Annotated in this window: 20 protein-coding genes; 9 read left to right on the top strand and 11 right to left on the bottom strand. The window is 38.6% G+C overall.

Annotation, left to right across the window (positions count from 1 at the left end):
- Positions 1–306: 306 nt before the first annotated feature.
- The 4 genes from gltB to LG402_RS02870 all read left to right on the top strand — a co-directional run bounded on the left by gltB (position 307) and on the right by LG402_RS02870 (position 9240).
- The gene (gene gltB / locus LG402_RS02885) at positions 307–4767 is read left to right on the top strand and encodes a glutamate synthase large subunit (protein ID WP_227336392.1); all 4461 of its coding nucleotides are present in this window, start codon (positions 307–309) and stop codon (positions 4765–4767) included.
- Between the two features lie 9 nt (positions 4768–4776).
- Positions 4777–6174, top strand: coding sequence for an FAD-dependent oxidoreductase (locus LG402_RS02880; protein WP_227336391.1), 1398 nt, complete (start codon positions 4777–4779; stop codon positions 6172–6174).
- Positions 6175–6682: 508 nt separating this feature from the next.
- A complete protein-coding gene (dcuC, locus tag LG402_RS02875; RefSeq protein WP_166539194.1) occupies positions 6683–7957 on the top strand; it encodes a C4-dicarboxylate transporter DcuC in 1275 nt (424 codons plus the stop codon).
- Between the two features lie 14 nt (positions 7958–7971).
- Positions 7972–9240 (top strand): amidohydrolase, encoded by a 1269-nt coding sequence (locus tag LG402_RS02870; protein ID WP_072069755.1) that lies wholly within the window; start codon positions 7972–7974, stop codon positions 9238–9240.
- Between the two features lie 119 nt (positions 9241–9359).
- Here LG402_RS02870 and sspB read toward each other — a convergent pair whose 3' ends face one another.
- The 5 genes from sspB to zapE form a co-directional block, all read right to left on the bottom strand.
- Positions 9360–9869 (bottom strand): ClpXP protease specificity-enhancing factor, encoded by a 510-nt coding sequence (gene sspB, locus LG402_RS02865; RefSeq protein ID WP_166539195.1) that lies wholly within the window; start codon positions 9867–9869, stop codon positions 9360–9362.
- 6 nt (positions 9870–9875) lie between these two features.
- The gene (gene sspA / locus LG402_RS02860; RefSeq protein WP_023582862.1) at positions 9876–10517 is read right to left on the bottom strand and encodes a stringent starvation protein SspA; all 642 of its coding nucleotides are present in this window, start codon (positions 10515–10517) and stop codon (positions 9876–9878) included.
- Between the two features lie 657 nt (positions 10518–11174).
- Positions 11175–11567, bottom strand: coding sequence for a 30S ribosomal protein S9 (gene rpsI, locus LG402_RS02855; RefSeq protein WP_004245284.1), 393 nt, complete (start codon positions 11565–11567; stop codon positions 11175–11177).
- A 15-nt stretch (positions 11568–11582) separates the two neighbouring features.
- Complete coding sequence (gene rplM, locus LG402_RS02850; RefSeq protein WP_006535327.1) at positions 11583–12011, bottom strand: 50S ribosomal protein L13; 429 nt, start codon at positions 12009–12011, stop codon at positions 11583–11585.
- A gap of 434 nt (positions 12012–12445) precedes the next feature.
- Positions 12446–13561, bottom strand: a complete 1116-nt coding sequence (zapE, locus tag LG402_RS02845) for a cell division protein ZapE (protein ID WP_166539196.1) — start codon at positions 13559–13561, stop codon at positions 12446–12448.
- A 203-nt stretch (positions 13562–13764) separates the two neighbouring features.
- On the opposite strand from zapE, the gene zapG reads away from it, so the two are divergent.
- The 3 genes from zapG (at position 13765) to degS (ending at position 17069) form a co-directional block, all read left to right on the top strand.
- On the top strand, positions 13765–14169 hold the full coding sequence (gene zapG, locus LG402_RS02840; RefSeq protein WP_036933053.1) for a Z-ring associated protein ZapG: 405 nt from the start codon (positions 13765–13767) through the stop codon (positions 14167–14169).
- A 230-nt stretch (positions 14170–14399) separates the two neighbouring features.
- The gene (gene degQ, locus LG402_RS02835) at positions 14400–15791 is read left to right on the top strand and encodes a serine endoprotease DegQ (RefSeq protein WP_166539197.1); all 1392 of its coding nucleotides are present in this window, start codon (positions 14400–14402) and stop codon (positions 15789–15791) included.
- Between the two features lie 207 nt (positions 15792–15998).
- On the top strand, positions 15999–17069 hold the full coding sequence (gene degS / locus LG402_RS02830) for an outer membrane-stress sensor serine endopeptidase DegS (RefSeq protein ID WP_109409270.1): 1071 nt from the start codon (positions 15999–16001) through the stop codon (positions 17067–17069).
- Between the two features lie 26 nt (positions 17070–17095).
- Here the strand turns inward: degS and LG402_RS02825 are convergent, their stop codons facing one another.
- A complete protein-coding gene (locus LG402_RS02825; RefSeq protein WP_109409269.1) occupies positions 17096–17344 on the bottom strand; it encodes a CPCC family cysteine-rich protein in 249 nt (82 codons plus the stop codon).
- Positions 17345–17381: 37 nt separating this feature from the next.
- Positions 17382–18443 carry a DUF2157 domain-containing protein gene (locus tag LG402_RS02820; RefSeq protein WP_227336390.1) on the bottom strand — a complete coding sequence of 354 codons (1062 nt, stop codon included), beginning with the start codon at positions 18441–18443 and terminating at the stop codon, positions 17382–17384.
- 301 nt (positions 18444–18744) lie between these two features.
- Between LG402_RS02820 and LG402_RS02815 the strand changes: the two genes are divergently transcribed.
- Both LG402_RS02815 and LG402_RS02810 read left to right on the top strand, forming a co-directional pair.
- Positions 18745–19656, top strand: a complete 912-nt coding sequence (locus LG402_RS02815) for a hypothetical protein (protein ID WP_227336389.1) — start codon at positions 18745–18747, stop codon at positions 19654–19656.
- Entirely contained in the window at positions 19649–20953 is a 1305-nt protein-coding gene (locus LG402_RS02810) for an SIR2 family protein (protein WP_227336388.1), read from the top strand. The genes LG402_RS02815 and LG402_RS02810 overlap by 8 nt, the downstream gene beginning before the upstream one ends.
- Positions 20954–21032: 79 nt before the next feature.
- On the opposite strand, the gene murA is transcribed toward LG402_RS02810, so the two are convergent.
- From murA to mlaC, 4 genes are all read right to left on the bottom strand, one after another.
- Positions 21033–22295, bottom strand: coding sequence for a UDP-N-acetylglucosamine 1-carboxyvinyltransferase (gene murA, locus LG402_RS02805; RefSeq protein WP_109409265.1), 1263 nt, complete (start codon positions 22293–22295; stop codon positions 21033–21035).
- A 48-nt stretch (positions 22296–22343) separates the two neighbouring features.
- Positions 22344–22598, bottom strand: a complete 255-nt coding sequence (gene ibaG, locus LG402_RS02800; protein WP_006535338.1) for a BolA family iron metabolism protein IbaG — start codon at positions 22596–22598, stop codon at positions 22344–22346.
- 141 nt (positions 22599–22739) lie between these two features.
- Positions 22740–23033 (bottom strand): lipid asymmetry maintenance protein MlaB, encoded by a 294-nt coding sequence (gene mlaB / locus LG402_RS02795; protein ID WP_166539200.1) that lies wholly within the window; start codon positions 23031–23033, stop codon positions 22740–22742.
- A 1-nt stretch (position 23034) separates the two neighbouring features.
- Positions 23035–23664, bottom strand: coding sequence for a phospholipid-binding protein MlaC (gene mlaC, locus LG402_RS02790; protein WP_227336387.1), 630 nt, complete (start codon positions 23662–23664; stop codon positions 23035–23037).
- Between the last annotated feature and the right edge of the window lie 38 nt (positions 23665–23702).

The raw sequence follows: 23702 nt of genomic DNA, 5'->3' as shown, positions 1-23702 counted from the left end.
ATAGCTCACATTAAAAAATCACTCCCTTACTATTTTAAAATAGAATAATTTATTTATTAATCAATATTTTAAAATAAAAATTTCCTTATCTGTTTTATCTCAGTCAAATATCCCTACACATTGACCTGATTTTTATTTATCGATAAGTTGAAAAGGCATTGCATAGCAATATAAAAAACACACCAAGCTAGGCAAACACAACATCACCCGACTGAGTACCCATAAATTTACCTACATACTTTGAGCCAAAACGTTCCTTTTGCGCTCTTTTTTGAGGTGCCCAGCAAACTAAGTAGGAAGCAAAAAATGCTCTATCAAAAGACACAGGAAAAAGACAATTGTGGGTTTGGATTGATCGCGCATATTGAAGGGCAAGCCAGCCATAAGATTGTCAGAAATGCCATACATGGTCTCGCCAGAATGCAACATCGTGGCGCTATTCTTTCTGATGGTAAAACCGGCGATGGTTGCGGATTACTCTTACAGAAACCAGAGCGTTTTTTCCAATTAGTTGCACAAGAAAAGGGCTGGCATTTAGCAAAAAATTACGCCGTAGGAATGCTATTTTTAAGCCAAGATCCCAATATTGCCACACAATGCCGTCTTATCGTCGAAGAAGAACTACAACGTGAAACACTTTCAATTGTTGGCTGGCGTAAAGTTCCTATCAACACAGATATTCTAGGCAGCATCGCTCTTTCTTCACTTCCTTTAATCGAACAAGTCTTTGTTAATGCTCCCGCAGGCTGGCGGATAAGTGATATTGAAAGACGACTCTTTGTTGCCCGTAGACGAATTGAAAAGCGTATCACTGACAGTGATTTTTATATTTGTAGCCTCTCCAATTTGGTGACGGTTTATAAAGGCCTTTGTATGGCCATCGATTTACCGCGTTTTTTTACCGATCTGGCTGATCTACGCATGGAATCTTCAATTTGTTTATTCCACCAGCGCTTTTCCACTAATACCACACCAAGATGGCCACTCGCCCAACCCTTTCGTTATTTAGCACATAACGGTGAAATTAATACCATCACAGGTAATCGCCAATGGGCCAGAGCCCGCGCCTATAAATTTCATACCCCGCTGATCCCTGATCTACATAGTGCAGCTCCTTTTGTGAATGAAAGTGGCTCAGATTCAAGTTCACTCGACAATATGCTAGAGCTTTTTCTCAATGGAGGTATGGATATTGTTCGTGCTATGCGGTTACTCGTTCCTCCTGCGTGGCAAAACAATCCTCAAATGGATGATGATTTACGAGCGTTTTTTGATTTTAACTCAATGCACATGGAGCCTTGGGATGGTCCTGCCGGTATTGTGTTATCAGACGGTCGTTATGCCGCTTGCACTCTTGATAGAAACGGTTTACGCCCAGCTCGCTATGTGATCACCACGGATAACATCATTACTTGTGCTTCTGAAATTGGTATTTGGGATTATCAACCTGATGAAGTGCGAGAAAAAGGACGTGTTGGCCCCGGTGAACTAATGGTAGTCGATACTCATCATGGCCGTATTTTACATTCAGCTGAAACCGATGAAGATTTAAAAAGGCGTCATCCTTATAAATTGTGGCTTGAACGTAACGTTAAACGTTTAACGCCATTTGAAGCACTACCAGAACAACAAGCAACCGGCCAACGCGCCTTTGATGACACATTATTAGCAACATATCAAAAACAATTTGCATATAGCCAAGAAGAGTTAGAAAACATTTTGCATGTACTTGCAGAAAACGGACAAGAAGCCACAGGTTCAATGGGTGATGACACGCCATTTGCTGTACTTTCTCAACGTCCACGTCTGATTTATGACTACTTTAGACAGAAATTTGCGCAAGTTACTAATCCACCAATAGACCCATTAAGAGAAGCCCATGTCATGTCTTTGGCAACATGTATTGGACGTGAAATGAATGTATTTTGTGAAGCTGAGGGCCAAGCTCATCGACTCAGTTTTAAATCCCCTATTTTACTCTATAGCGATTTTCAACAACTTATTAATCAAGAAAGCCCTTATTACCGCGCAATTCATCTTGATATCACGTATCAACCAATAGGATCTAACCTAGAAACAGCCTTACACCAATTATGTGTAAAAGCACAACAGGAAGTTCGCAACGGTGCTGTTTTACTGATTTTATCAGATAGGAATATCGCAAAAGAGCGACTACCTATTCCTGCGCCTATGGCGGTTGGTGCAGTACAAAAAGCATTAGTAGATAATAACTTACGCTGTGATGCTAATATTATTGTCGAAACGGCCAGTGCCCGTGATCCACACCATTTCGCTGTATTACTCGGATTTGGTGCTACCGCGATCTACCCTTACCTTGCTTACGAATCTTTAGCTCAACGTGTTGATAAAAAAATCCTGCAAGGCTCTTATGCTCAAATGATGCTGAATTACCGTAATGGTATAAATAAAGGCCTGTATAAAATCATGTCTAAAATGGGCATTTCAACCGTTGCCTCTTACCGTTGCTCTCAGCTTTTTGAGGCGGTCGGATTAAACGATAACGTTGTTAATCTCTGTTTTGCGGGTGTTGATAATCGGATTAATGGCGCTGACTTTAGTGATTTTGAACAGGATTTATTTAATCTGTCTAAACGGGCTTGGTTAACTCGTTATCCTTTAGAAGCCGGAGGTTTATTAAAATACGCCCATAAAGGGGAATACCACGCTTATAACCCCGATGTCGTTCAAGCATTACAGAAAGCTGTAAATAGTGGGGAATACACCGACTATCAACACTATGCAAACCTTGTGCAACAACGCCCAATAACAACATTGCGCGATATGTTAGTGCTTAATAACAAGGCAACAGCCATCTCAATTGAAGAAGTCGAGCCTGAAACCGAATTATTTAAACGCTTTGATACTGCAGCGATGTCAATTGGCGCATTAAGCCGAGAAGCGCATGAAGCCCTTGCGCAAGCAATGAATACCTTAGGTGGTTTTTCGAATTCTGGAGAAGGTGGCGAAGATCCAACACGTTATGGCACCAATAAAGTATCACGGATCAAACAAATTGCTTCTGGCCGCTTTGGTGTGACTCCCTCTTATTTAATGAGTGCTGATGTTTTACAAATCAAAGTGGCACAAGGAGCAAAACCAGGTGAAGGCGGACAACTTCCCGGTGATAAAGTGACACCTTATATTGCGCAACTGCGTTATGCCGTACCTGGTGTGACCCTAATATCACCACCACCCCATCACGACATCTACTCAATTGAAGATTTAGCCCAGCTTATTTTTGATTTAAAACAGATAAATCCAACGGCGCTGATTTCTGTAAAATTGGTTTCAGAGCCAGGTGTTGGCACCATTGCTACTGGTGTTGCCAAAGCTTATGCCGATTTGATCACTATTGCAGGTTATGACGGTGGGACAGGAGCAAGCCCATTAACCTCTGTAAAATATGCTGGAAGCCCGTGGGAATTAGGTTTAGTTGAAACACAACAAGCGCTAGTGGCAAATAATCTACGTCATAAAATTCGTTTACAAGTCGATGGTGGATTAAAAACAGGTTTAGATATCATTAAAGCGGCGATCTTAGGCGCAGAGAGTTTTGGGTTTGGTACTGGCCCCATGGTGGCACTAGGCTGCAAATACTTGCGCATTTGTCATTTAAATAATTGCGCAATGGGTGTTGCAACCCAAGATGAAACACTCCGTCGTAACCATTATCACGGATTGCCTGAACGCGTTATTAACTACTTTCGTTTTATTGCGCAAGAAACTCGTGAGTTAATGGCATTACTTGGTGTGAGAAAAATCACGGATTTAATTGGTCGAACTGATCTGCTTTCATGCCTAGAAGGCGTTAGCAGTAAACAGCAAAAGCTCTCTTTAAGTGGACTGTTAGAAACAGTAACGCCACCATCAGGTTATGCGCTTTATTGTCAGGAAAACAATAATACTTATGATAAGGGCGAATTAAACCAGCGCATTGTTACTCAAACCCTTCAAGCCGTTGAGCAACAAAAAAGCCAAACCTATTATTTTAATATTCGTAATACTGATCGTTCTGTTGGCGCAACATTATCTGGCATTATTGCTAAGAAATATGGCGAAAGTGGCTTATCTGCAACCCCGATTAAACTTCATTTTACAGGAACAGCAGGTCAAAGCTTTGGTGTATGGAATGCACAAGGCGTTGAATTAACCTTAGTGGGTGATGCCAATGATTATGTAGGAAAAGGCATGGCGGGAGGACGTATTGTTATTTCTCCCCCTGTTGGCTCTGCCTTTAAAAATCACCATGCCACGATTATGGGTAATACCTGTCTTTATGGTGCCACAGGTGGAAAGCTTTATGCATCAGGTTTAGCTGGTGAGCGTTTTGCTGTAAGAAACTCTGGGGCAATTGCCGTGGTTGAAGGTGTCGGTGATAACGGTTGTGAATATATGACAGGTGGCATTGTCTGCATTCTGGGCAAAACTGGTATTAACTTTGGTGCAGGAATGACGGGTGGATTTGCCTATCTGTTAGATGAAGATTCAACATTATCACAACGGATCAATGCCTCATCTATTGAGTTGCTTCCTGTAGCATCCTTTGCCATTCTCGCTGAACATTTACGAGGCATGATTGCAGAGCATGTAAGATTAACAAGCTCACAGCAAGGTGAAATGTTACTTTCACAGTGGGAATATTGGTCACAACACTTTAAATTAGTTAAACCCAAATCCAGTGATGTCAATGCGTTACTCGGTCATCCTCGTCGTTCATCCGCTGAATTACGCGTTCAGGCACAATAGGAGAATATTATGAGTCAGAATGTGTATCAGTTTATCGACTTAAATCGTATTGAGCCGACCAAAAAACCATTAGCTATTCGCAAAATTGAGTTTATTGAAATATATGAGGCTTTTTCACCGCAACAAGCTTCTGCGCAAGCTGATCGCTGTTTAGGCTGTGGTAATCCATATTGTGAATGGAAATGCCCTGTTCATAATTACATCCCCAACTGGTTAAAGCTTGCAAATGAAGGGCGCATTATTGAAGCTGCTGAGCTTTCCCATCAAACAAACAGTTTGCCTGAAATTTGTGGTCGTGTTTGCCCTCAAGATAGGCTTTGTGAAGGAGCCTGTACACTCAATGATGATTTTGGTGCCGTGACGATTGGTAATATTGAACGTTACATCAATGACACCGCTTTAGCACAAGGATGGCGTCCCAACCTTTCTCACATCACAATGACAGATAAAAAAGTTGCAATTATCGGTGCAGGCCCTGCGGGTCTTGCCTGTGCAGATGTCCTTATTAGACAAGGTGTGAAACCTGTTGTTTATGATAAGCACCCTGAAATTGGTGGCTTACTTACATTTGGTATCCCTTCGTTTAAGCTCGAAAAATCGCTGATGATCCGACGTCGTGAGCTATTTAGTGAAATGGGGATTGAATTTTGTCTTAATACTGAAGTTGGTAAAGATATCACTCTAGATACCCTTATTACACAATATGACGCGGTTTTTCTTGGATTAGGTACTTATCACAGTCTAAGTGGTCATTTTTCCAATGAAAAGGCAGAGGGTGTTTATAGCGCACTGCCTTATTTAATTGGTAATACTCGTTATTTAATGGGATATAACGAAGATCCTCAAACACCTTATATTGACCTTAAAGATAAAAATGTTGTCGTATTAGGTGGCGGTGATACGGCAATGGATTGTGTCCGTACAGCCATTCGACAAGGTGCAAATAAAGTCACTTGTGTTTATCGCCGTGATGAAAGCAATATGCCGGGTTCAAAACGTGAAGTAAAAAATGCCAAAGAAGAAGGCGGTGAATTTTTATTTAATCTCCAACCTATGGATATTGAAGTCGATAATCAAAATAAAGTGGTTGGTATCCGTGTTATAAAAACTAAAAATGATAGAACATTAATTCCTATTGAAGGCAGTGAACATGAATTACCTGCCGATGCTGTTATTCTCGCATTTGGCTTTAAACCTGCACATTATCCGTGGTTAGATGAAAATAATATTGAATATGCCTCTTCAGGACGAATTATTATTTCAAACAACCAAGAAATACCGAATCAAACAACAAATCCTAAAGTATTTGCTGGGGGAGATATTGTCCGAGGATCTGATCTTGTAGTAACAGCAATAGCCGAAGGAAGAGAGGCAGCAGAAGGCATTTTGCAGTATTTATCCTATTAAATATCATTTATTTTTGATATTTAAAATAACAATTTCTCTTGCTAATTATCCCATTTAATTTAAGTGGGATAATTTTATTAATGTTTTATTACTATAAATAAATAATATTTAAGGATCATAAAAGTATCCCATAAATAATCATTCTCATTACCATTTAATATAATTTATTAAATAATATTTTGATAAAAATAGATATTCTTTTTTGTATCAAAATAACACTCTTAACCTATAGTAAATATAATTTGTTTTCGTATTTTTTACTTTATCTCTTTTTATTTAACTTTTCCGTCATCTTTTAATGATAATTGTTTTACAGCATTTGTTAATAACATCACAGTCTAAAAAAATAGATTTTATTTCGGCTATTAAATTTGATAACAATCAAATATTGTCAACCTACCAACTTCATAATGGAGTCACCTAATAACTTTACAGAAAAATATAATTTATTGATGTTAGGTTCGTTTTCACAATTAATAGTATTGTCATAATTAACTAGGGGATCACTATGGTGATGCAACTGATAGCAGTAGCCGTTATTATTGTAACTGTCTATTTGCTAATAAAAAAATATGAAACCCGAATGGTGCTAATTGGTGCGGGCTTATTACTCTGTATTTTAAGCCTAACCCCATTAGATGCGTTTACCGCATTTAGTGAGCGCATGGTGTCTTCATCATTAATTCAAGCAATCTGTTCGAGTATGGGTTTTGCTTATGTTATGAAATACACCAAATGCGACATGCATCTGGTTCATGTTTTATCAAAAGTAATGACTCGTCTGGGCTTCTTCCTTATTCCAGCCACTGTTGTCGTAACATACTTTATTAATATCGCAATCCCATCAGCAGCAGGTTGTGCGGCTGCGGTAGGTGCAACACTCATTCCATTATTAATCGCGGCACGTATTCACCCAGCTATCGCAGGTGGTGCAGTGTTATGTGGTACCATCGGCTCAATGCTAAGCCCAGGTATGTCGCATAACGCCTTCGTTGCTAACATGGCAAATATGGAAGTGGTTGATTTAATCGCTCGCCATAGCCCATACAGCTTAATGGCTGGTGGTATCGCTGCAGTTTCACTGGCCGTTGTCGCTTTAGTGAAAAAAGAGTTCAAAATGGCTTCTGCTACTGGTGATGCATCATCTTCATCAGCACAAGCAACGCCAGAAGCTGTTCGCCCTAACTATTTATATGCAACAGCACCTTTCATTCCATTAATCCTGTTAATTCTGCCATTCTTTGAGACATTCAGTACATTTAAACTGTCTGTTCCTGCGGCAATGTTAATCGGTTCTATCTATTCCCTGTTCATCACATTAACTAACCCTGCTCAAATTACCAAAGAGTTCTTTAAAGGTATGGGTAATGCTTATGGTGATGTATTAGGTATCATCATTGCAGCGGCCGTATTCGCAGCAGGTCTGAAAGCATCTGGTTTAATCGACGCGTTCATCAACTTCTTGACTCACTCTCCTGAATTTGCTCGCTGGGGTGGTACTTTAGGGCCATTCTTAATGGGTATTATCACAGGTTCTGGTGACGCAGCAGCATTCGCATTCAACGAAACAGTGACACCTCATGCTGCACAATTTGGTTATGAAATCCCAGACATGGGTATGGCTGCGGCTTTATCTGGCGCATTAGGCCGTACAATGTCACCACTGGCAGGTGCAGCGATTGTTTGTGCTGGCCTTGCAAATGTTAACCCTATGGAAATCGCAAAACGTACTGCACCAGGTATGATTATCGGCGTCATCGCTGTTGCGTTATTCATGTTATAAGTGGAGAAATGAATATGTCAGCAATTACACTAGAAAAATTAATAAAATGGCGTCGTGAGTTTCACCAATACCCAGAAATTGGTTGGTCAGAATTTTTAACCACAGCGAAAATTGTCAAAGAATTACGTAGCTTAGGTTTAGAAGTTAAAGTTGGCCCAGACGTTATCAATCAAGAGTTTGCTTTTGGCCGCCGTCGTCAAGTTGTTGAAAAAGGCCTAGCTGTTGCAAGAGAGCATAAAGTTGATGAAGCTCTACTTGATGAAATGAAAGAACTAACAGGTTGTGTGGCTATCTTTGATAGCGGAAAAGCAGGTCCAACTGTAGCTCTGCGTTTTGATATCGACTGTGTGGGTGTTAACGAAGCAACAGAAGCTAAACACCGTCCTCATGCCGAGAACTTTGCTTCTTGTCATGCTGGCGAAATGCACGCCTGTGGTCACGATGGACACATTTCTATCGGTTTAGGTGTTGCTCACTGGCTAGTTGAAAATAAAGATAAAGTTGTTGGTAAAGTTAAAATCTTATTCCAACCAGCTGAAGAAGGTGTTCGTGGTGCTCGTGCGATGGCTGAAAGTGGTATCGCAGATGATGCCGATTACTTCTTAGGGGCGCACTTAGGCTTTATCGCAAATAGTGGTGAAATTGTTATTAATCCAACACATTTCTTATGTACTACTAAATATGACTTCCGTTTTAAAGGTGCGCCATCTCACGCAGGTGCAGAGCCAGAATTAGGTCGTAATGCATTAGCTGGCGCTTGCCACGCAGCAACACAAATGCTGGGTATTTCTCGCCATGGTAAAGGGATGTCACGTATCAACATCGGTGTATTAAAAGCCGGTGAAGGCCGTAATGTCACTCCAGCTAATGCTGAAATGCAAATTGAAGTTCGCGGTGAAAATGAAGAGATCAACAGTTTTATGGCTGCCAATGCAGTACGTATGGCTGAAGGTGCAGCGCATAGCTTCCAGTTAGAAATGGAAAGCGAAATTATGGGTGAAGCCGTTGACCTCACAAACGACCAAGAACTCATTGATGTCATGACCAAAGTCGTTGGTAAACATGCAGAGTTAACCGCCGTTGCTACTCGCCCATTTGGGGGAAGTGAAGATGCGACTGTATTAGCAAAACGTGTACAACGCTGTGGTGGTAAATCACTGTATTTCGTTGTTGGTGCCGATAGAACTGCAGGTCACCACCAAGCAGGCTTTGATTTCGATGAAAAACAATTAATGACTGCTGTTAATCTTTACACAGGCTGTTTAGAAGAGCTACTGAAATAGTTTTTCAGTAATGCAATTCAATAAAGCGCTCTATAGCAATATAGAGTGCTTTTTTTGTACATAAAAAAAGCCCAGTTCAAGTAAGCTGGGCTTTTCATTCATACAAATAAGATACTCTCTTATTTCACAACACGTAATGACGGACGGCCTGTTGGACGAGGTGGCTCAGGATCATCATCCGGTGAAGATGTATCGGTTTCTACCGTACCATCAGTGACAAGCGATAAGCCTTCATTAACAGGCGTTAAAGTATTCTCTTCACTTTCATCTTCAGCAAACTGTAATGATGCACCAGATTCATAAGCTGGCTCTGGCTCAAACATCATTCCCGCACCGTTTTCTCTCGCATAAATAGCCATAATAGCAGCCATAGGCACTCGCACTTTACGAGGTATGCCACCAAAACTTGCACTAAATAAAACCTGATACGGTGTTAACTCTAAGCTATCTACAGCACGAGATGAAATATTTAGTACAATTTGACCGTCATGCGCATATTCCATTGGAACTTGAACACCATCAATATTCACATCAACAACTAAATGTGGTGTTAATTCGTTTTCAATGATCCAGTCATAATGCGCACGTAATAAATGCGGACGACGCGGAGACATATCCATAATCTCCATACTTTATTACCCTCTTGAAGGTAAGCGCATCTCACGCTCTGCTTCGGTTAATGAGGCGAGGAAAGAATCACGCTCAAAAACACGTTGCATATAAATTTGTACATCTTTAGCACCAGCACCACTTAAATCCACGCCTAATACTGGTAAACGCCATAGAAGCGGAGCTAAATAGCAATCTACCAAGCTGAATTCTTCACTCATAAAGTAAGGATATTCTTTAAACACAGGCGATACAGCCAGTAGCTCTTCAGCTAACTGTTTGCGAGCTGCATTGGCTTGTTGTTCTGTTCCTTTCTCAATGGTGTTCATTAGAGAATACCAATCATGCTCGATGCGATGCATCATTAAACGGCTGCTACCACGAGCAACTGGATAAACTGGCATTAAAGGAGGATGAGGGAAGCGCTCATCAAGGTATTCCATGATGATACGTGAATCATACAGAGTCAGCTCACGATCGACCAAAGTCGGCACACTTTGGTAAGGGTTCAGATCGATAAGATCCTGTGGAAGATTACCAGCTTCAACCTGTTCAATTTCAACACTGACACCTTTCTCCGCTAGGACAATTCTGACCTGATGGCTGAAAATATCAGTCGGACCGGAAAACAAAGTCATTACCGAACGTTTGTTGGCAGCGACAGCCATGAAAACCTCCAAGTTAATCAATTAAAGAAATGAATTGGCACAATACCTTTTCCATTTCCCCATTCCTAAAAGACAAGCACACAAACGCAGTTAACTTAAATAAGTCTCTAAGTTATTAACTACATTGGGTAACTACCTGTATAAAAAGTGTTATCGCGGGATAATCTTATTCTACAGAGTTAAAAACTCACCTGTCTTTGCGGCACATATCATTATCAAGTAATACCAAAATAATCATTCAACAATCATTATTGTGATAATAATTTTGGTATTGCTTTAAAATGAATAACAGACACTATTGTTGATACACCATCGGCAACATTGTGAAATTAGAGAAAGAAAGACACCGAAGTCCGTTATTCTACCAGAATTCATGTTACTTAGGGGGGCTCATGCAAATAATTCAATATAATATGCCACATTGCCTTAAAAGTAAGATTATAATATTAAAAAATAAAATTATTTAGATTAAATATCCAAAAAATGGGTTTTTTAATCGTTTGGTTATCTTACATAACACCTGTTTTCGTGACTATCGTCTTAATACATTAGCAAGATTATGTTTTTATTATCAATAAACACAAATTAATCAAAAATAAAAAACCCGCCTGTGAAGACGGGTTTTCAACATCAAATTGATATCTAAAAGATAACAAATTAACGTTTAGAGAACTGTGGACGACGACGTGCTTTACGCAGACCCACTTTCTTACGTTCAACAGAACGCGCATCACGGGTAACGAAACCAGCTTTACGCAGATCAGAACGTAGAGTCTCATCATATTCCATCAGTGCACGAGTGATACCGTGACGGATCGCGCCAGCTTGACCAGAGATACCACCACCTTTAACAGTGATGTATAAATCTAATTTACCCAGCATATCAACTAATTCCAGCGGTTGACGAACAACCATACGTGCTGTTTCGCGGCCGAAGTAAACTTCTAGGCTACGTTTGTTGATTACGATATTACCGCTACCTGGCTTAATGAAGACACGTGCGGAAGAACTTTTGCGGCGACCTGTGCCGTAGTATTGATTATCAGCCATTGCCTATTATCCCGATTAAATGTCCAGAACTTGCGGTTGTTGTGCCGCGTGGTTGTGCTCAGATCCTGCGTAAACTTTCAGTTTACGATACATCGCACGACCCAGTGGCCCTTTTGGCAGCATGCCTTTTACCGCGATTTCGATTACACGCTCAGGACTACGGGCGATCATCTCTTCGAAAGTCGCTTGTTTGATACCACCTACGTGACCCGTATGACGGTAGTAAACTTTGTCAGTACGTTTGTGACCAGTTACGGCTACTTTCTCAGCGTTTAAAACGATGATGTAGTCACCAGTATCAACGTGCGGAGTATATTCCGCTTTGTGCTTACCGCGTAAACGGCTAGCAATTTCAGTTGCTAAACGGCCTAAAGTTTTGCCGTCTGCATCAACAACATACCAGTCGCGTTTTACGGTTTCTGGTTTAGCTGTAAAAGTTTTCATTATTGAAAATTACCCAATGTTTAGTTACACGTTGGTGAACGCTCGGTTCAAATACTATTGAGGTTCACACGACTCTTGTGTCCAGCAAACCTACCCCTTCGAGTAGCACTGCTGACTCTAAAATGCGAGTTTTTTGGGAAATAAAAAACTTGCTGCAACGTGGGGTCGCAAGATTATAGAGAAGTCAGAAAAAAAAATCGAGTCATAATTGAAAAACAATTGAATTCTTTTTCAATATTTCAGTGAAAAAAACGAATTTAGCACTTTTTTCTGATTTGACTGATAAATTCTTGCTACCTGAAGAGAAGAATTGTTCCTTTCCAGAGCGTTTGTAAGCTGCCTAATGCTTTCTATTTTCATATAAAAAAACATCAAGCAACTTAACCTGCGCCATCCTACCATAATGAAAGATGACTTTCTTCAAGAATTAAACATTAAGCAAGATGAGGTTGCACCAAATATTCTTCACTTTGCATCTCTTGCAAACGAGAAAGGCAACGCTGATATTCAAACTGTAAAAAATCACCTTGGTAAATCGCATTCATTTCAACATCTGCATTAATAATCAGTTTCACTCTACGTTCATAAAATTCATCAACTAATGCTAAAAACCGACGAGCAACATCTTCATTTAACGCGTTCATTTGCGTCATTTCATGTAATAGAACTGTATGATAATGCTTAGAAAGCTCGATGTAATCAAGCTGGCTACGCGCTTCCACACATAAGGTTGCAAAATTAACTGCCAGTACACCATTAGCGACTTTTCTGACTTTCATCGGCCGATGATTAATGGTTAAAGTCACATCGGTTTGTGGTTCACTGGTGACTAAGTGAGAAAAAACCCTCTCCATTTCTTGACGGTTTTTATCACTTAATGGGGATAAGAAAAGATGTGCTTGTGTTAACGTTCTTAAACGATAATCAATACCTGCATCAACATTTAAAATGTCGCAATGATGTTTGATTTGTTCTATTGCAGGTAAAAAACGAGAACGCTGTAATCCGTTGCGATAAAGCTCGTCAGGAGGAATATTCGATGTTGCGACTAGAGTGATCCCTCTGGCAAATAACGCTTCTAATAACGTGCCTAAAATCATGGCATCCGTAATATCAGAAACAAAAAACTCATCAAAACAAAGTACATCTGTTTGTGCTTTAAAGCCATCAGCAATAATTTCTAGTGGATCTTCTTGTCCTTGTAAGCTTTTTAGTTCTTCTTGAACACGTAACATAAAACGATGAAAGTGGAGTCGCAACTTTCGCTCTGTTGGTAAACTTTGATAAAACATATCCATAAGCCATGTTTTACCTCGTCCCACTCCGCCCCACATATATAAACCACGTTCTGGTGCAACAAGCTGTTTTTTTGTGCGAATTCGCCCGAACAATCGTTGTGTTAACGAATTTTTTTCTGGTGGAGTCTCTTTTAATAATGCATGGTATATCTGTTGAAGATGGAGAACAGTTTTTCGCTGAACATCGTCAGGTTGATAATCACCTTGCATCAATGCGGCTTCATAAAGTGATAACGGCGTACTAACAGTCATGAATGCCCTCTTATCCTTAATTTTCTGACATACTAGGTTGTGTCTGTCGAATGTCTCTATTATAAGCATTAAGAATTGTTTTAACATCAACGTAACACAGGAATTTCATATTAAGCTTAAGGATATTATTCCACCCATGCCTTTTAGCGGTTATGATGTTATAAGAATCCATCGTCCTCACTATTAGATGAAAAGGAGTTGCCATGGTTTGGGTTTATGCACTGATTGGATTAGTTGTAGGTCTTATTATCGGCGCACTCGCAATGCGTTACGGTAACAGCACCCTTCGCCAACAAGATGCTATAAAAGCAGAGTTAGATACAAAAAAAGAAGAACTGGATACTTATCGCAATGAGCTTGTCAGCCACTTTGCTAGAAGCGCTGAACTATTAGATAACATGGCGAGAGATTACCGTCAGCTTTACCAACATATGGCAAAAAGCTCTAATGAGCTCATGCCAGATATGCCAGCTCAAGATAATCCATTTAATTACCGATTAAGTGAATCTGAAGCAGCAAATGATCAATCCCCAATAAAAATGCCACCTCGTGATTATTCCGAAGGGGCATCTGGATTGTTCAGACCTACAGATAAAAAAGACAATTAATACTAAAACGCCACATTTATTGTGGCGTTTTTCTTTCTATTAAATACCATAAAATGGCAATTATTTGCTATGGTTTTAAAGATAGCTTTTGTCTTGTAAATCCGTGTAAAAGAAAGCAAAGTGCATCATGTCTTAATGAACTTTCCTTTGTTAGTACAGGTCTTAATGACATCGTGCTCATTTTGAGCAATAAATTTTATTTTGATAACTGTATCAAGAGACTCTAATTCATGTTGACTAAAAAAAGAAAATTATTACTTAGTGCATTAGCAATGAGTGTCGGACTTTCACTCTCAACTATCCCAGCAACCAGCATGGCTGCATTACCTGCAGTTATGCCGTCGGGAGAACAACTCCCAAGCCTTGCACCTATGTTAGAAAAAGTGCTACCAGCCGTTGTCAGTGTGCATGTTTCAGGAACACGAGTACAAAGCCAACAAGTGCCTGAAGAGTTTAAATTTTTCTTTGGTCCTAACTTTCCATCACAACAACAAAGTATTCGCCCTTTTGAAGGCTTAGGCTCAGGCGTCATTATTGATGCACAAAAAGGCTATGTATTAACCAATAACCACGTTGTTGATGGTGCAGATAAAATTCAACTACAAATTAATGATGGTCGTGAATTTAGCGCCAAATTAATTGGTAGCGATCCACAAACAGATATCGCCTTACTGCAAATTGAAAAACCAACAAATTTAACAGCAATAAAAATGGCGGACTCAGACCAACTGCGCGTTGGTGACTTTGCTGTTGCTGTCGGTAATCCATTTGGTTTAGGTCAAACCGCAACATCCGGTATTATTTCCGCGTTAGGCCGTAGTGGCTTAAATCTTGAGGGTTTAGAGAACTTTATTCAAACAGATGCTTCTATCAACCGTGGTAACTCTGGTGGTGCATTAGTTAACTTAAATGGTGAGTTAATCGGAATTAACACCGCTATTTTAGCACCAGGAGGCGGCAATATCGGTATCGGCTTTGCAATCCCAAGTAATATGGCACGAGATCTTAGCCAACAACTGATCTCTCATGGCGAAGTTAAACGTGGCATTTTAGGTATTCGTGGCACAGAAATGAATTCTGATCTGGCGAAATCCTTTAATATTGATGCACAACGTGGTGCTTTTGTCAGCGAAGTTTTACCTGATTCATCCGCAGCAAAAGCAGGTATTAAACCGGGTGACGTTTTAATTTCTGTTGATGGAAAACGTATCAATAGCTTTGCAGAGTTACGAGCTAAGGTTGGAACAACACCTCCAGGTAAAGAAATTCTGATTGGCTTAATCCGTCAAGGTAAACCAATGGATGTCAAAGTGACATTAGAGAAACAATCAGCAGATGCAACACGCGCAGATAACTTCTCTCCTGCACTACAAGGCGCCACATTAAGTAACTACTTAAACAAACAAGTCAAAGCTGTTGCTGTAGATTCTGTAGAGAAAGATTCAGCGGCGGCGGCATCTGGTTTACAGAAAGGCGACCTGATTATTGGTATCAATAATACGCCAATAGCATCATTAGGCGATTTACGTAAAGCCATTGATGCTAAACCCCCTGTTCTTGCATTAAACATACAGCGTGGTAATGATGAAATTTACCTGCTGTTACGTAATACACCGCGCTAAGAAGTAAGCTTTCACCTATCTAATTTATTGATTTCCTTAGCCCTGTAATATTGATTATAGGGCTTTTTTTTATGTTAATTTTTGATAAGAGTCATTAGCTTAAAATAGGATATTATGCACTGAGCGATGCTTTCATAAGTTAAACTATGCTATTCTCATCACTGCTACGCAAATAATCTCACGGTCAGACATAAATACAGGATTTTTATGTTAACTAAGTTACTGCGATCGACACTGATTGGCCTTTTAACAGCAGCAATTCTTTTGATTGCAGTCCCTTCGATTCGTCCTATTTTTATTGAACACCTTATTAATGGTGATTTTCTCAATGCGCCGTTTAGCTACAATACGGCGGTACGTCGTGCTGCCCCTGCAGTCGTCAATGTTTATAGCAGTACCATGGGAAGCTTTTCTCAAGAAGGTCGCGAACTGACCTCTTTAGGTGCTGGCGTTATTATGGATGGGCGAGGTTATATTCTAACAAATCAACATGTTATTAATAATGCTGATCAGATTATTGTTGCATTACAAAATGGTGATCTTTATGAAGGCTTACTTGTTGGTTCCGATCCTTTAACTGATTTAGCCGTTTTAAAAATCGATGCAGAGAAACTTCCGACGATCCCTATTAATAGTAAACGGATCTCACATGTAGGAGATGTTGTACTTGCTATTGGTAACCCATTTAATATTGGGCAAACCATTACTCAAGGGATAATTAGTGCAACAGGCCGGGTGGGGTTAAGTCCAACACGTTACCAAAATTTTCTACAAACAGATGCCTCAATTAATGAAGGCAACTCAGGTGGAGCACTTATTAATACAGAGGGCGAACTTGTGGGTATTAATACCATGACGTTTGACTCAGGAACCTACAATGGGTATCGCCCAAGTGCTGAAGGCTTAGGCTTTGCTATTCCAACCGAATTGGCTGTAAAAATCATGAATAAACTTATCCGTGATGGTCGTGTTATTCGTGGTTTTATCGGTATCACAGCTAAAGAATTACCAAGAATTCGCTCGTCAAATACTGATATTAAACAAATCCAAGGGCTACGTATTTTCCGGATCTCACCAAACAGTCCAGCAGATAAAGCAGGCATAAAAACAGGTGATATCATTCTTAGCATCAACCATGCGCCTGCAACTTCTGCCATGGAAATGATGGACTATATTGCAGAGACTCGCCCCGGCACAGTATTGCCCGTTACGTTATTACGTGAGGGTAATGAGTTAAATGTTGATGTGACTATTTCGGAATACCAACCAGAATCTTAACTCACACATAATCTCCCTATAACCCGCTAATAGGGAGATTTCATATAAAATGTCGCACTTTGTAAGCAACTTTCTTGAAAACTTTCTGTATTACGATAATCCTCTAACGTGCTGTGATTACAACCGCTATATTCGCCTTCTTTAGTACCATCATTTTGCCAGCCACAAACCGGACAGATCTCAAAAAAGGCCTCATCTTTGTCTTTAAAGACAAGATAATGACAAGCAACACAACTCACTTCGAGTGGAAGGTGACAACTGCGTTTCTCTATCAAAGTAATCTCCTATTACAACAACGAATAAAGCGAAATTTTATTCATTTTTATTCGGTTTATTCGCGAGTGAATTATGTTCAACAGCATGCCAAATTTTTTCAGCTTTCCGTCCAATTAAAACCAATGAAATCGCTAAAATAAAGAAGAAAATCGCACTGTGTAAGCTATCCCAGAAATATTCAAAAAAACGAGTGTAAAGATTAATACCTAGGAATGTCAGGCCAAAGCCTCTTAACATGCCATCATCGGTTTTAAGACTGATATAGATACAAATAACGGAAACAACACCAAATAACAGTGCCCAAGGTAACAAATTCACACTTGAAGTACGATACCAAGTATCAGGATCATAATTACCAAAAATAGACATTATCCATAACGCAATAAAGAGATAAGTAAGTCCCATTATTTTTGTCATGATAAATAAACGACGGTGTGCCAACACATTTTGTAAGAAATAACAGCCCGCTAATAATACTGCACCAAAGAGAACGAAACGAATAGGATAGTTCATCCCTAACCAATAAGCGCCCCAACCTGACATATAACCCGTTTCAGCGCCAAACCAATTCCCTAACATCAGTAAGAAAAATAACCACACCAACGAGGAACGACTGATAAAACCAATCACACCATAAATCACACAACCAATTAAAAAGAGAGGGGCAATATGACCACTTCCCGTATCCAGCAATTCTCCTAGTTGCCAAAGAAAAATAGCGGTAAACATCACACCTAAAAAGAGAATAAATTCAGTACTGTAATGCCATTGTGTTTCTTTTCGCTGACGTTTAAATCCCCAAAAATAAAGTATGCAGGCAATAAGTGCCGGAGATATCACACGCATAATTTCAGAAACACTAAAAATTTCAATTAAATAATAAACTAATGCGCTATCACTAAAGATACTACCAACAGCAATAATCAAGCACGCAATCGCTATCCAAAACGCGTAACGACTCAACCGTTTCCAATCAAAGGGAATGCATTGCAACGTACTTCCTAATTGCTGATGTTCTTGTTCTGAAATCTCACCAGATTGCTGCCATTTATCAAGTGCTTGGCGAATAAGGCGTTCTTGTTTCCTTGTTACCTGCATATTTGTTCCTTTCTTTCAGCTCATCGCGTTTTTTCTAAAATAGGTTTATTTTTCTTACTGTATCTTGCCACGAAAGAAATGCCTTATGAATTATCTGATTATTATCATTAAAAAATAATAAACATGTCACATTATAATGAAAGAAATAATACATGATTATTATATTTCTCTTGTCTATCTTATAGGTTAATAGTCCTAAATAGTTATTTATTATCGTATAGAGCACAAATCTAAACTCACCAGAAGAAAATTTAGAAATCCTGTGATATGTATTATTTAATAAAGTATAAAGAGGCATTCAATGAAAATAGAATTAGCTAAAAGTCTTGAGTTAAATAGAGATATCACAGCAGAAGATGCCGATAAATTATTCTCAGAAAATAGAATAACATCAAAACATCTTTTTGAATGTACTGAACCTGATTGTCACGCCCAAGTAACATGCGCCAATCTTGATAAACCTAGTCGATTACGTAAAAGGATCCCTTACTTTAAATTTGTTTCTGAACACAGTGATGCCTGCAAAATAGGAATTAGTGAAGAAAGTGAATTTCGTAAAATAAAGAAAACACATGAAGATCCTGAAGCACTCCCTTTTATTTTAGATGATACTATTGAACTTGATCTCTCATCTCCTTATAAAAATAAAATTCATGATGTACCTGTCTTAGAAGAAGATAATAGTATAAAAAAAAGCTTAAAAAGAAAGGATGTTGATGAAGAAAATATAAATAAAACACGCCATGCAAGAAAGCGTTTATCTGGGCTAGTTAATGCTTTTATTAATAAAGAAAATTTCTTTCTAAATACTGCTGAAGGAAGAATTCATTTAAGAGACTTCTTCATTCATGTTAATGATAAAAAAGATCTCAGTGAGTATATCGATGAGCCACGAGTGTACTTTGGTAAGGCATGGATTAAACGGATAGATAATTATTACCTTGTTCGTTTTAATAATGAAATGCGAGCAGGTAATTTAAAATGTAAGCCAACATTTTTTATTACTGAGCGACTTGTCGATAGTTCAGAATATAAGAGAACATCTCGACAAGAATTAGATAAGATCGCTTTTTCTAAACCAGTACAACCCCTCTACTTATTTATATTCAGTGAATTACCACCGGTAAAAATGAATAGTAGTGATTTTATTAATTTCAAGTTAGATGATTTAACTTACCTATATTACAAAAAATGGGGCAAGAAAAATGAATGAAATATATGAAATAGCCTATTCAACAGTGACTAATCGACTATGTTTGTTTACAGGTACTGGATTTTCAAAGGCATTAACAAAAAATAAAGTACCTAGTTGGCAAGAATTACTTGAGAAAGTCTGTGATGAATTGAGTGGTTTAGAAAAGATAAAACAATCTTTATTCCCTAATAATGGTAAAAATCCATTAAGCTTAGAGGAGGCGGCTCAAGTTATTTATATTGAATACCAAAAAAGAGATAAAAATTTACATGAGAAAATTGCAGAAATTATAAAAGATATCAAATTATCTAAAAATAACGAACCTATAGAAGAATTCTTGGAAAATAATTCTCTGAGAATAATAACAACAAACTATGATAAATTGATTGAACATATGCTTTCAATTGATCATTGCCAATCCCTTGCTCCTGGATTACCAATTCCCAAATCGTCTTCAAAAATAAAAATTTATCACGTGCATGGTTCTATTGATTCACCAAGTAATATGGTTGTTACTTCTGATGATTATTTTAAATTTATAAACTATAACTCTTATTTTTCTAAAAAAATAAGCTCTATGATTTATGAAAATACAATTGTTATATTAGGCTATTCTCTTGGAGATACTAACCTAAAAGCAATTATTAATGAGTACAAAAATTTCTCACGGGAAAATGTTATTGGTTCTTCTATGTTTTTAGTATCTAGAAAGAAAATAGAATCCTACTTAAAAGAATACTATTTTCATTGCTATGGTATTAGAGTTATTGATGATTTAAATATTCATGATTTTTTTAAAAATTTAAATTCAAAAATAATAGAAGTAGAAAAAACCGTTGAAAGTTCAATAAAAAATATAAAAAAAGTACTACATGGAAATCATAGCTTTTCTGAAAAATTCTTAAGAGTAGAAAATAGTTTTTATGAAATAATAATATCATTAGCTGCCTTTGGTGCTAAAGTGACAGATAAAAAAACCATGAACATGATAGAGAAAATAATACAGGAAAAAATAAAACTAACGAGTGAAAATAGTGCTTGGGAACAATATGTTCATTTGGCAAATTGGCTAATCTATCTTGCAACTATCATTGAAATAAAAAGCACCCCATTAGAAGATATATATCTTAAAGCAGTATCTCATTCAATGGATCACATGGCTAAAGATTATTCCATAGGATATTCTTGGCATGCTTATCGTGCATGGGAAAATAAATGGCCGTCTCTTATTGTATCAAATAGAGTTATGATAAAAAATTATGTTCGTGAGAATATTAGTAATAACGATGCTGTTAATTTAGTTAAAAACTTATAATTAATTTGAACTAAATAAAAAACCATAGCACAACAATGTACTATGGTTTTAAATGGCTAAAAAAGCTAGCTAAAATAAATTAGTCATTAGCGCGTAAACGTTCTATTTTCGCCCCTAATCCTTGTAATTTAGCTTCAATATTTTCATACCCACGATCGATATGATAAATACGATCCACAATAGTTGTACCTTCAGCGATACACCCCGCAAGGACTAAACTTGCAGAAGCACGTAAATCCGTCGCCATCACTTGTGCGCCTGAAAGTTTTTCAACACCATGACATAACACCGTATTACTTTCGATTTCAGCATGAGCACCCATGCGAATTAACTCAGGAATATGCATAAAACGATTTTCAAAAATAGTTTCTGTGATCATTCCTGCGCCTTCGGCAACTAAGTTTAAAAGGCTAAACTGTGCTTGCATATCAGTCGGGAACCCAGGATGCGGTGCTGTACGCAAGGTTACCGCTTTAGGACGTTTACCATGCATATCAAGGCTGATCCAATCTTCACCAACTTCTATATCTGCACCCGCTTCACGTAATTTCGCCAACACTGCATCTAACGTATCAGGCTTTGCATTACGACAAACAACGCGGCCACGAGAAACAGCAGCCGCAACTAAGAAAGTACCCGTTTCAATACGATCAGGTAGAATTTGATAAGTACCACCACCAAGGCGTTCTACACCTTCAATAGTAATACTGTCTGTACCTGCACCGCTGATTTTGGCACCTAATGTATTAAGAAAATTAGCGGTATCTTCAATTTCAGGCTCTCTTGCCGCATTCTCGATGATAGTTTTACCTTCGGCTAACACTGCTGCAGTCATAATAGTGATAGTGGCACCCACGCTCACTTTATCCATGACAATATGTGCGCCTTTTAATCGCCCATCAACACGAGCTTTTACATAACCTTCATCAAGCGTGATTTCAGCGCCTAATTGCTCTAAACCTGTAATATGAAGATCAACAGGACGAGCGCCAATGGCACAACCACCGGGTAAAGAAACCTGACCTTGACCAAAGCGAGCGACTAACGGCCCTAATGCCCAAATAGAAGCACGCATGGTTTTAACTAACTCGTAAGGTGCACAGAATTCGTTGATATTACGAGCATCAACAAAAACAGAGCCGTTACGTTCAACATTAGTTCCTAAGCGATTAAGTAATTTAATCGTTGTATCAATATCTTTTAACTTAGGAACATTGGTTAATTCTACTGGCTCTTCGGCAAGGATCGCAGCGAACAGGATTGGTAATGCAGCGTTTTTTGCGCCTGAAATAGTGACCTCACCTGATAAACAGGTTGGTCCTTGTACTCTAAATTTATCCATCTGTAGAACTCTCTTTTTTATTTTGCTGTACGCTGTATACCTACTGAATCAAAGCCCGTTAAGTTTACGATCCCTCTTCCACTCTTCAGGTGTGTAGGCTTTAATAGACAAAGCGTGAATACGGTTATCTGCGATATATTCCATCAAAGGGGCATAAATGGTTTGTTGTTGTTTTACTCTGCTCATTCCCTCAAACATAGCGCCAACAACGACAACTTGAAAATGACTGCCGTCACCGTTAACGATGACTTCATCTAAAGACAGGCTGTCCATTAATACTTGTTTGATTTCATTTGTATCCATAATTGCTCAATCTCAACGTTAAAATAATAATCAGTCGTCTATCCTAATGGAATCCGCCCTACTCTTAAACCATCAAAAACCCCCTTAATGATAAAAGTATCACGAAGGGGGCGTTTTAATTGCTTTTAGTTAAAACCCGTATTAGGCAATATTCATAATTTCATCAAGATCATAGAGAGTAATAAGAGTCTGAAAACGCTCACTTACGCCTTGAATAATAAATTGGCGATGTTGTGCTTCCATCTCTGCTTTTAGGTGAACAAAAAGCGCCAATCCTGTTGAATCGATATGACTCAATGCCGAAATATCAATAATATTGATATCGGTTAATAATGCTTTACGTTGCTGCCAAGCAGGTAATAACGTTTCGCGATCTAACGTTCCTTGAAAAAAGAGGATATCGCCCTTTTTTTCCCAATTTAACGAGGACGACATGTTATTTTTTCTCATCCAGTGTGATTGGTGTTTTTGCACTAATTTCTAACTGTTTTGTTAAACCATCAACACCTTTAGAATTTAAAATATCTGACCACTCATTCTGTTTTGTGGTGATCATGCTGACACCTTCCGCAATCATGTCATAAGCTTGCCATTCGCCTGTTTTGCTGTTTTTACGCCATTGGAAATCAAGGCGAACAGGTGGGCGACCATTTTTATCAATAATGGTAACGCGAATAGTGAGGTTTGTTTTATCTGCGAACGGTTTTGCTGGCTCAATACGATATTCTTGTCCTTCATACATCGCTAATGCTTGACCATATACTTGAGCAAGGTACGCTTCAAATGCAGTAAAATAAGCATCGCGTTGAGCTGGTGTTGCAGTACGATAATGAGGCCCTAATACTAATGCACCCGCATATTTAATTTGTACATATGGCAATAATTCTTGTTGAACAATTTGGCGCAAAACTTCAGGATTTTTACGAATTTCAGGCTGTTCATTTTTTAATTTAGTAAACGTTTTTTGTGCGGCATCTTCCATCAGTATATATGGATTGGTTTTATCTACAGCCATCGCAAAAGGTGTAATGACTAACAGTGCGACCATCAATAAGCGTTTAAACATACTTTCGCTCTCCTAAAAAAGTTTTAATAATAGGATGC

Origin of the sequence: Proteus sp. NMG38-2 (assembly GCF_020640995.1) — a bacterium.
GTDB lineage: Bacteria > Pseudomonadota > Gammaproteobacteria > Enterobacterales > Enterobacteriaceae > Proteus.
The sequence above is the reverse complement of the archived record's forward strand: the minus strand, read 5'-3'. Positions and strand labels throughout refer to the sequence as shown.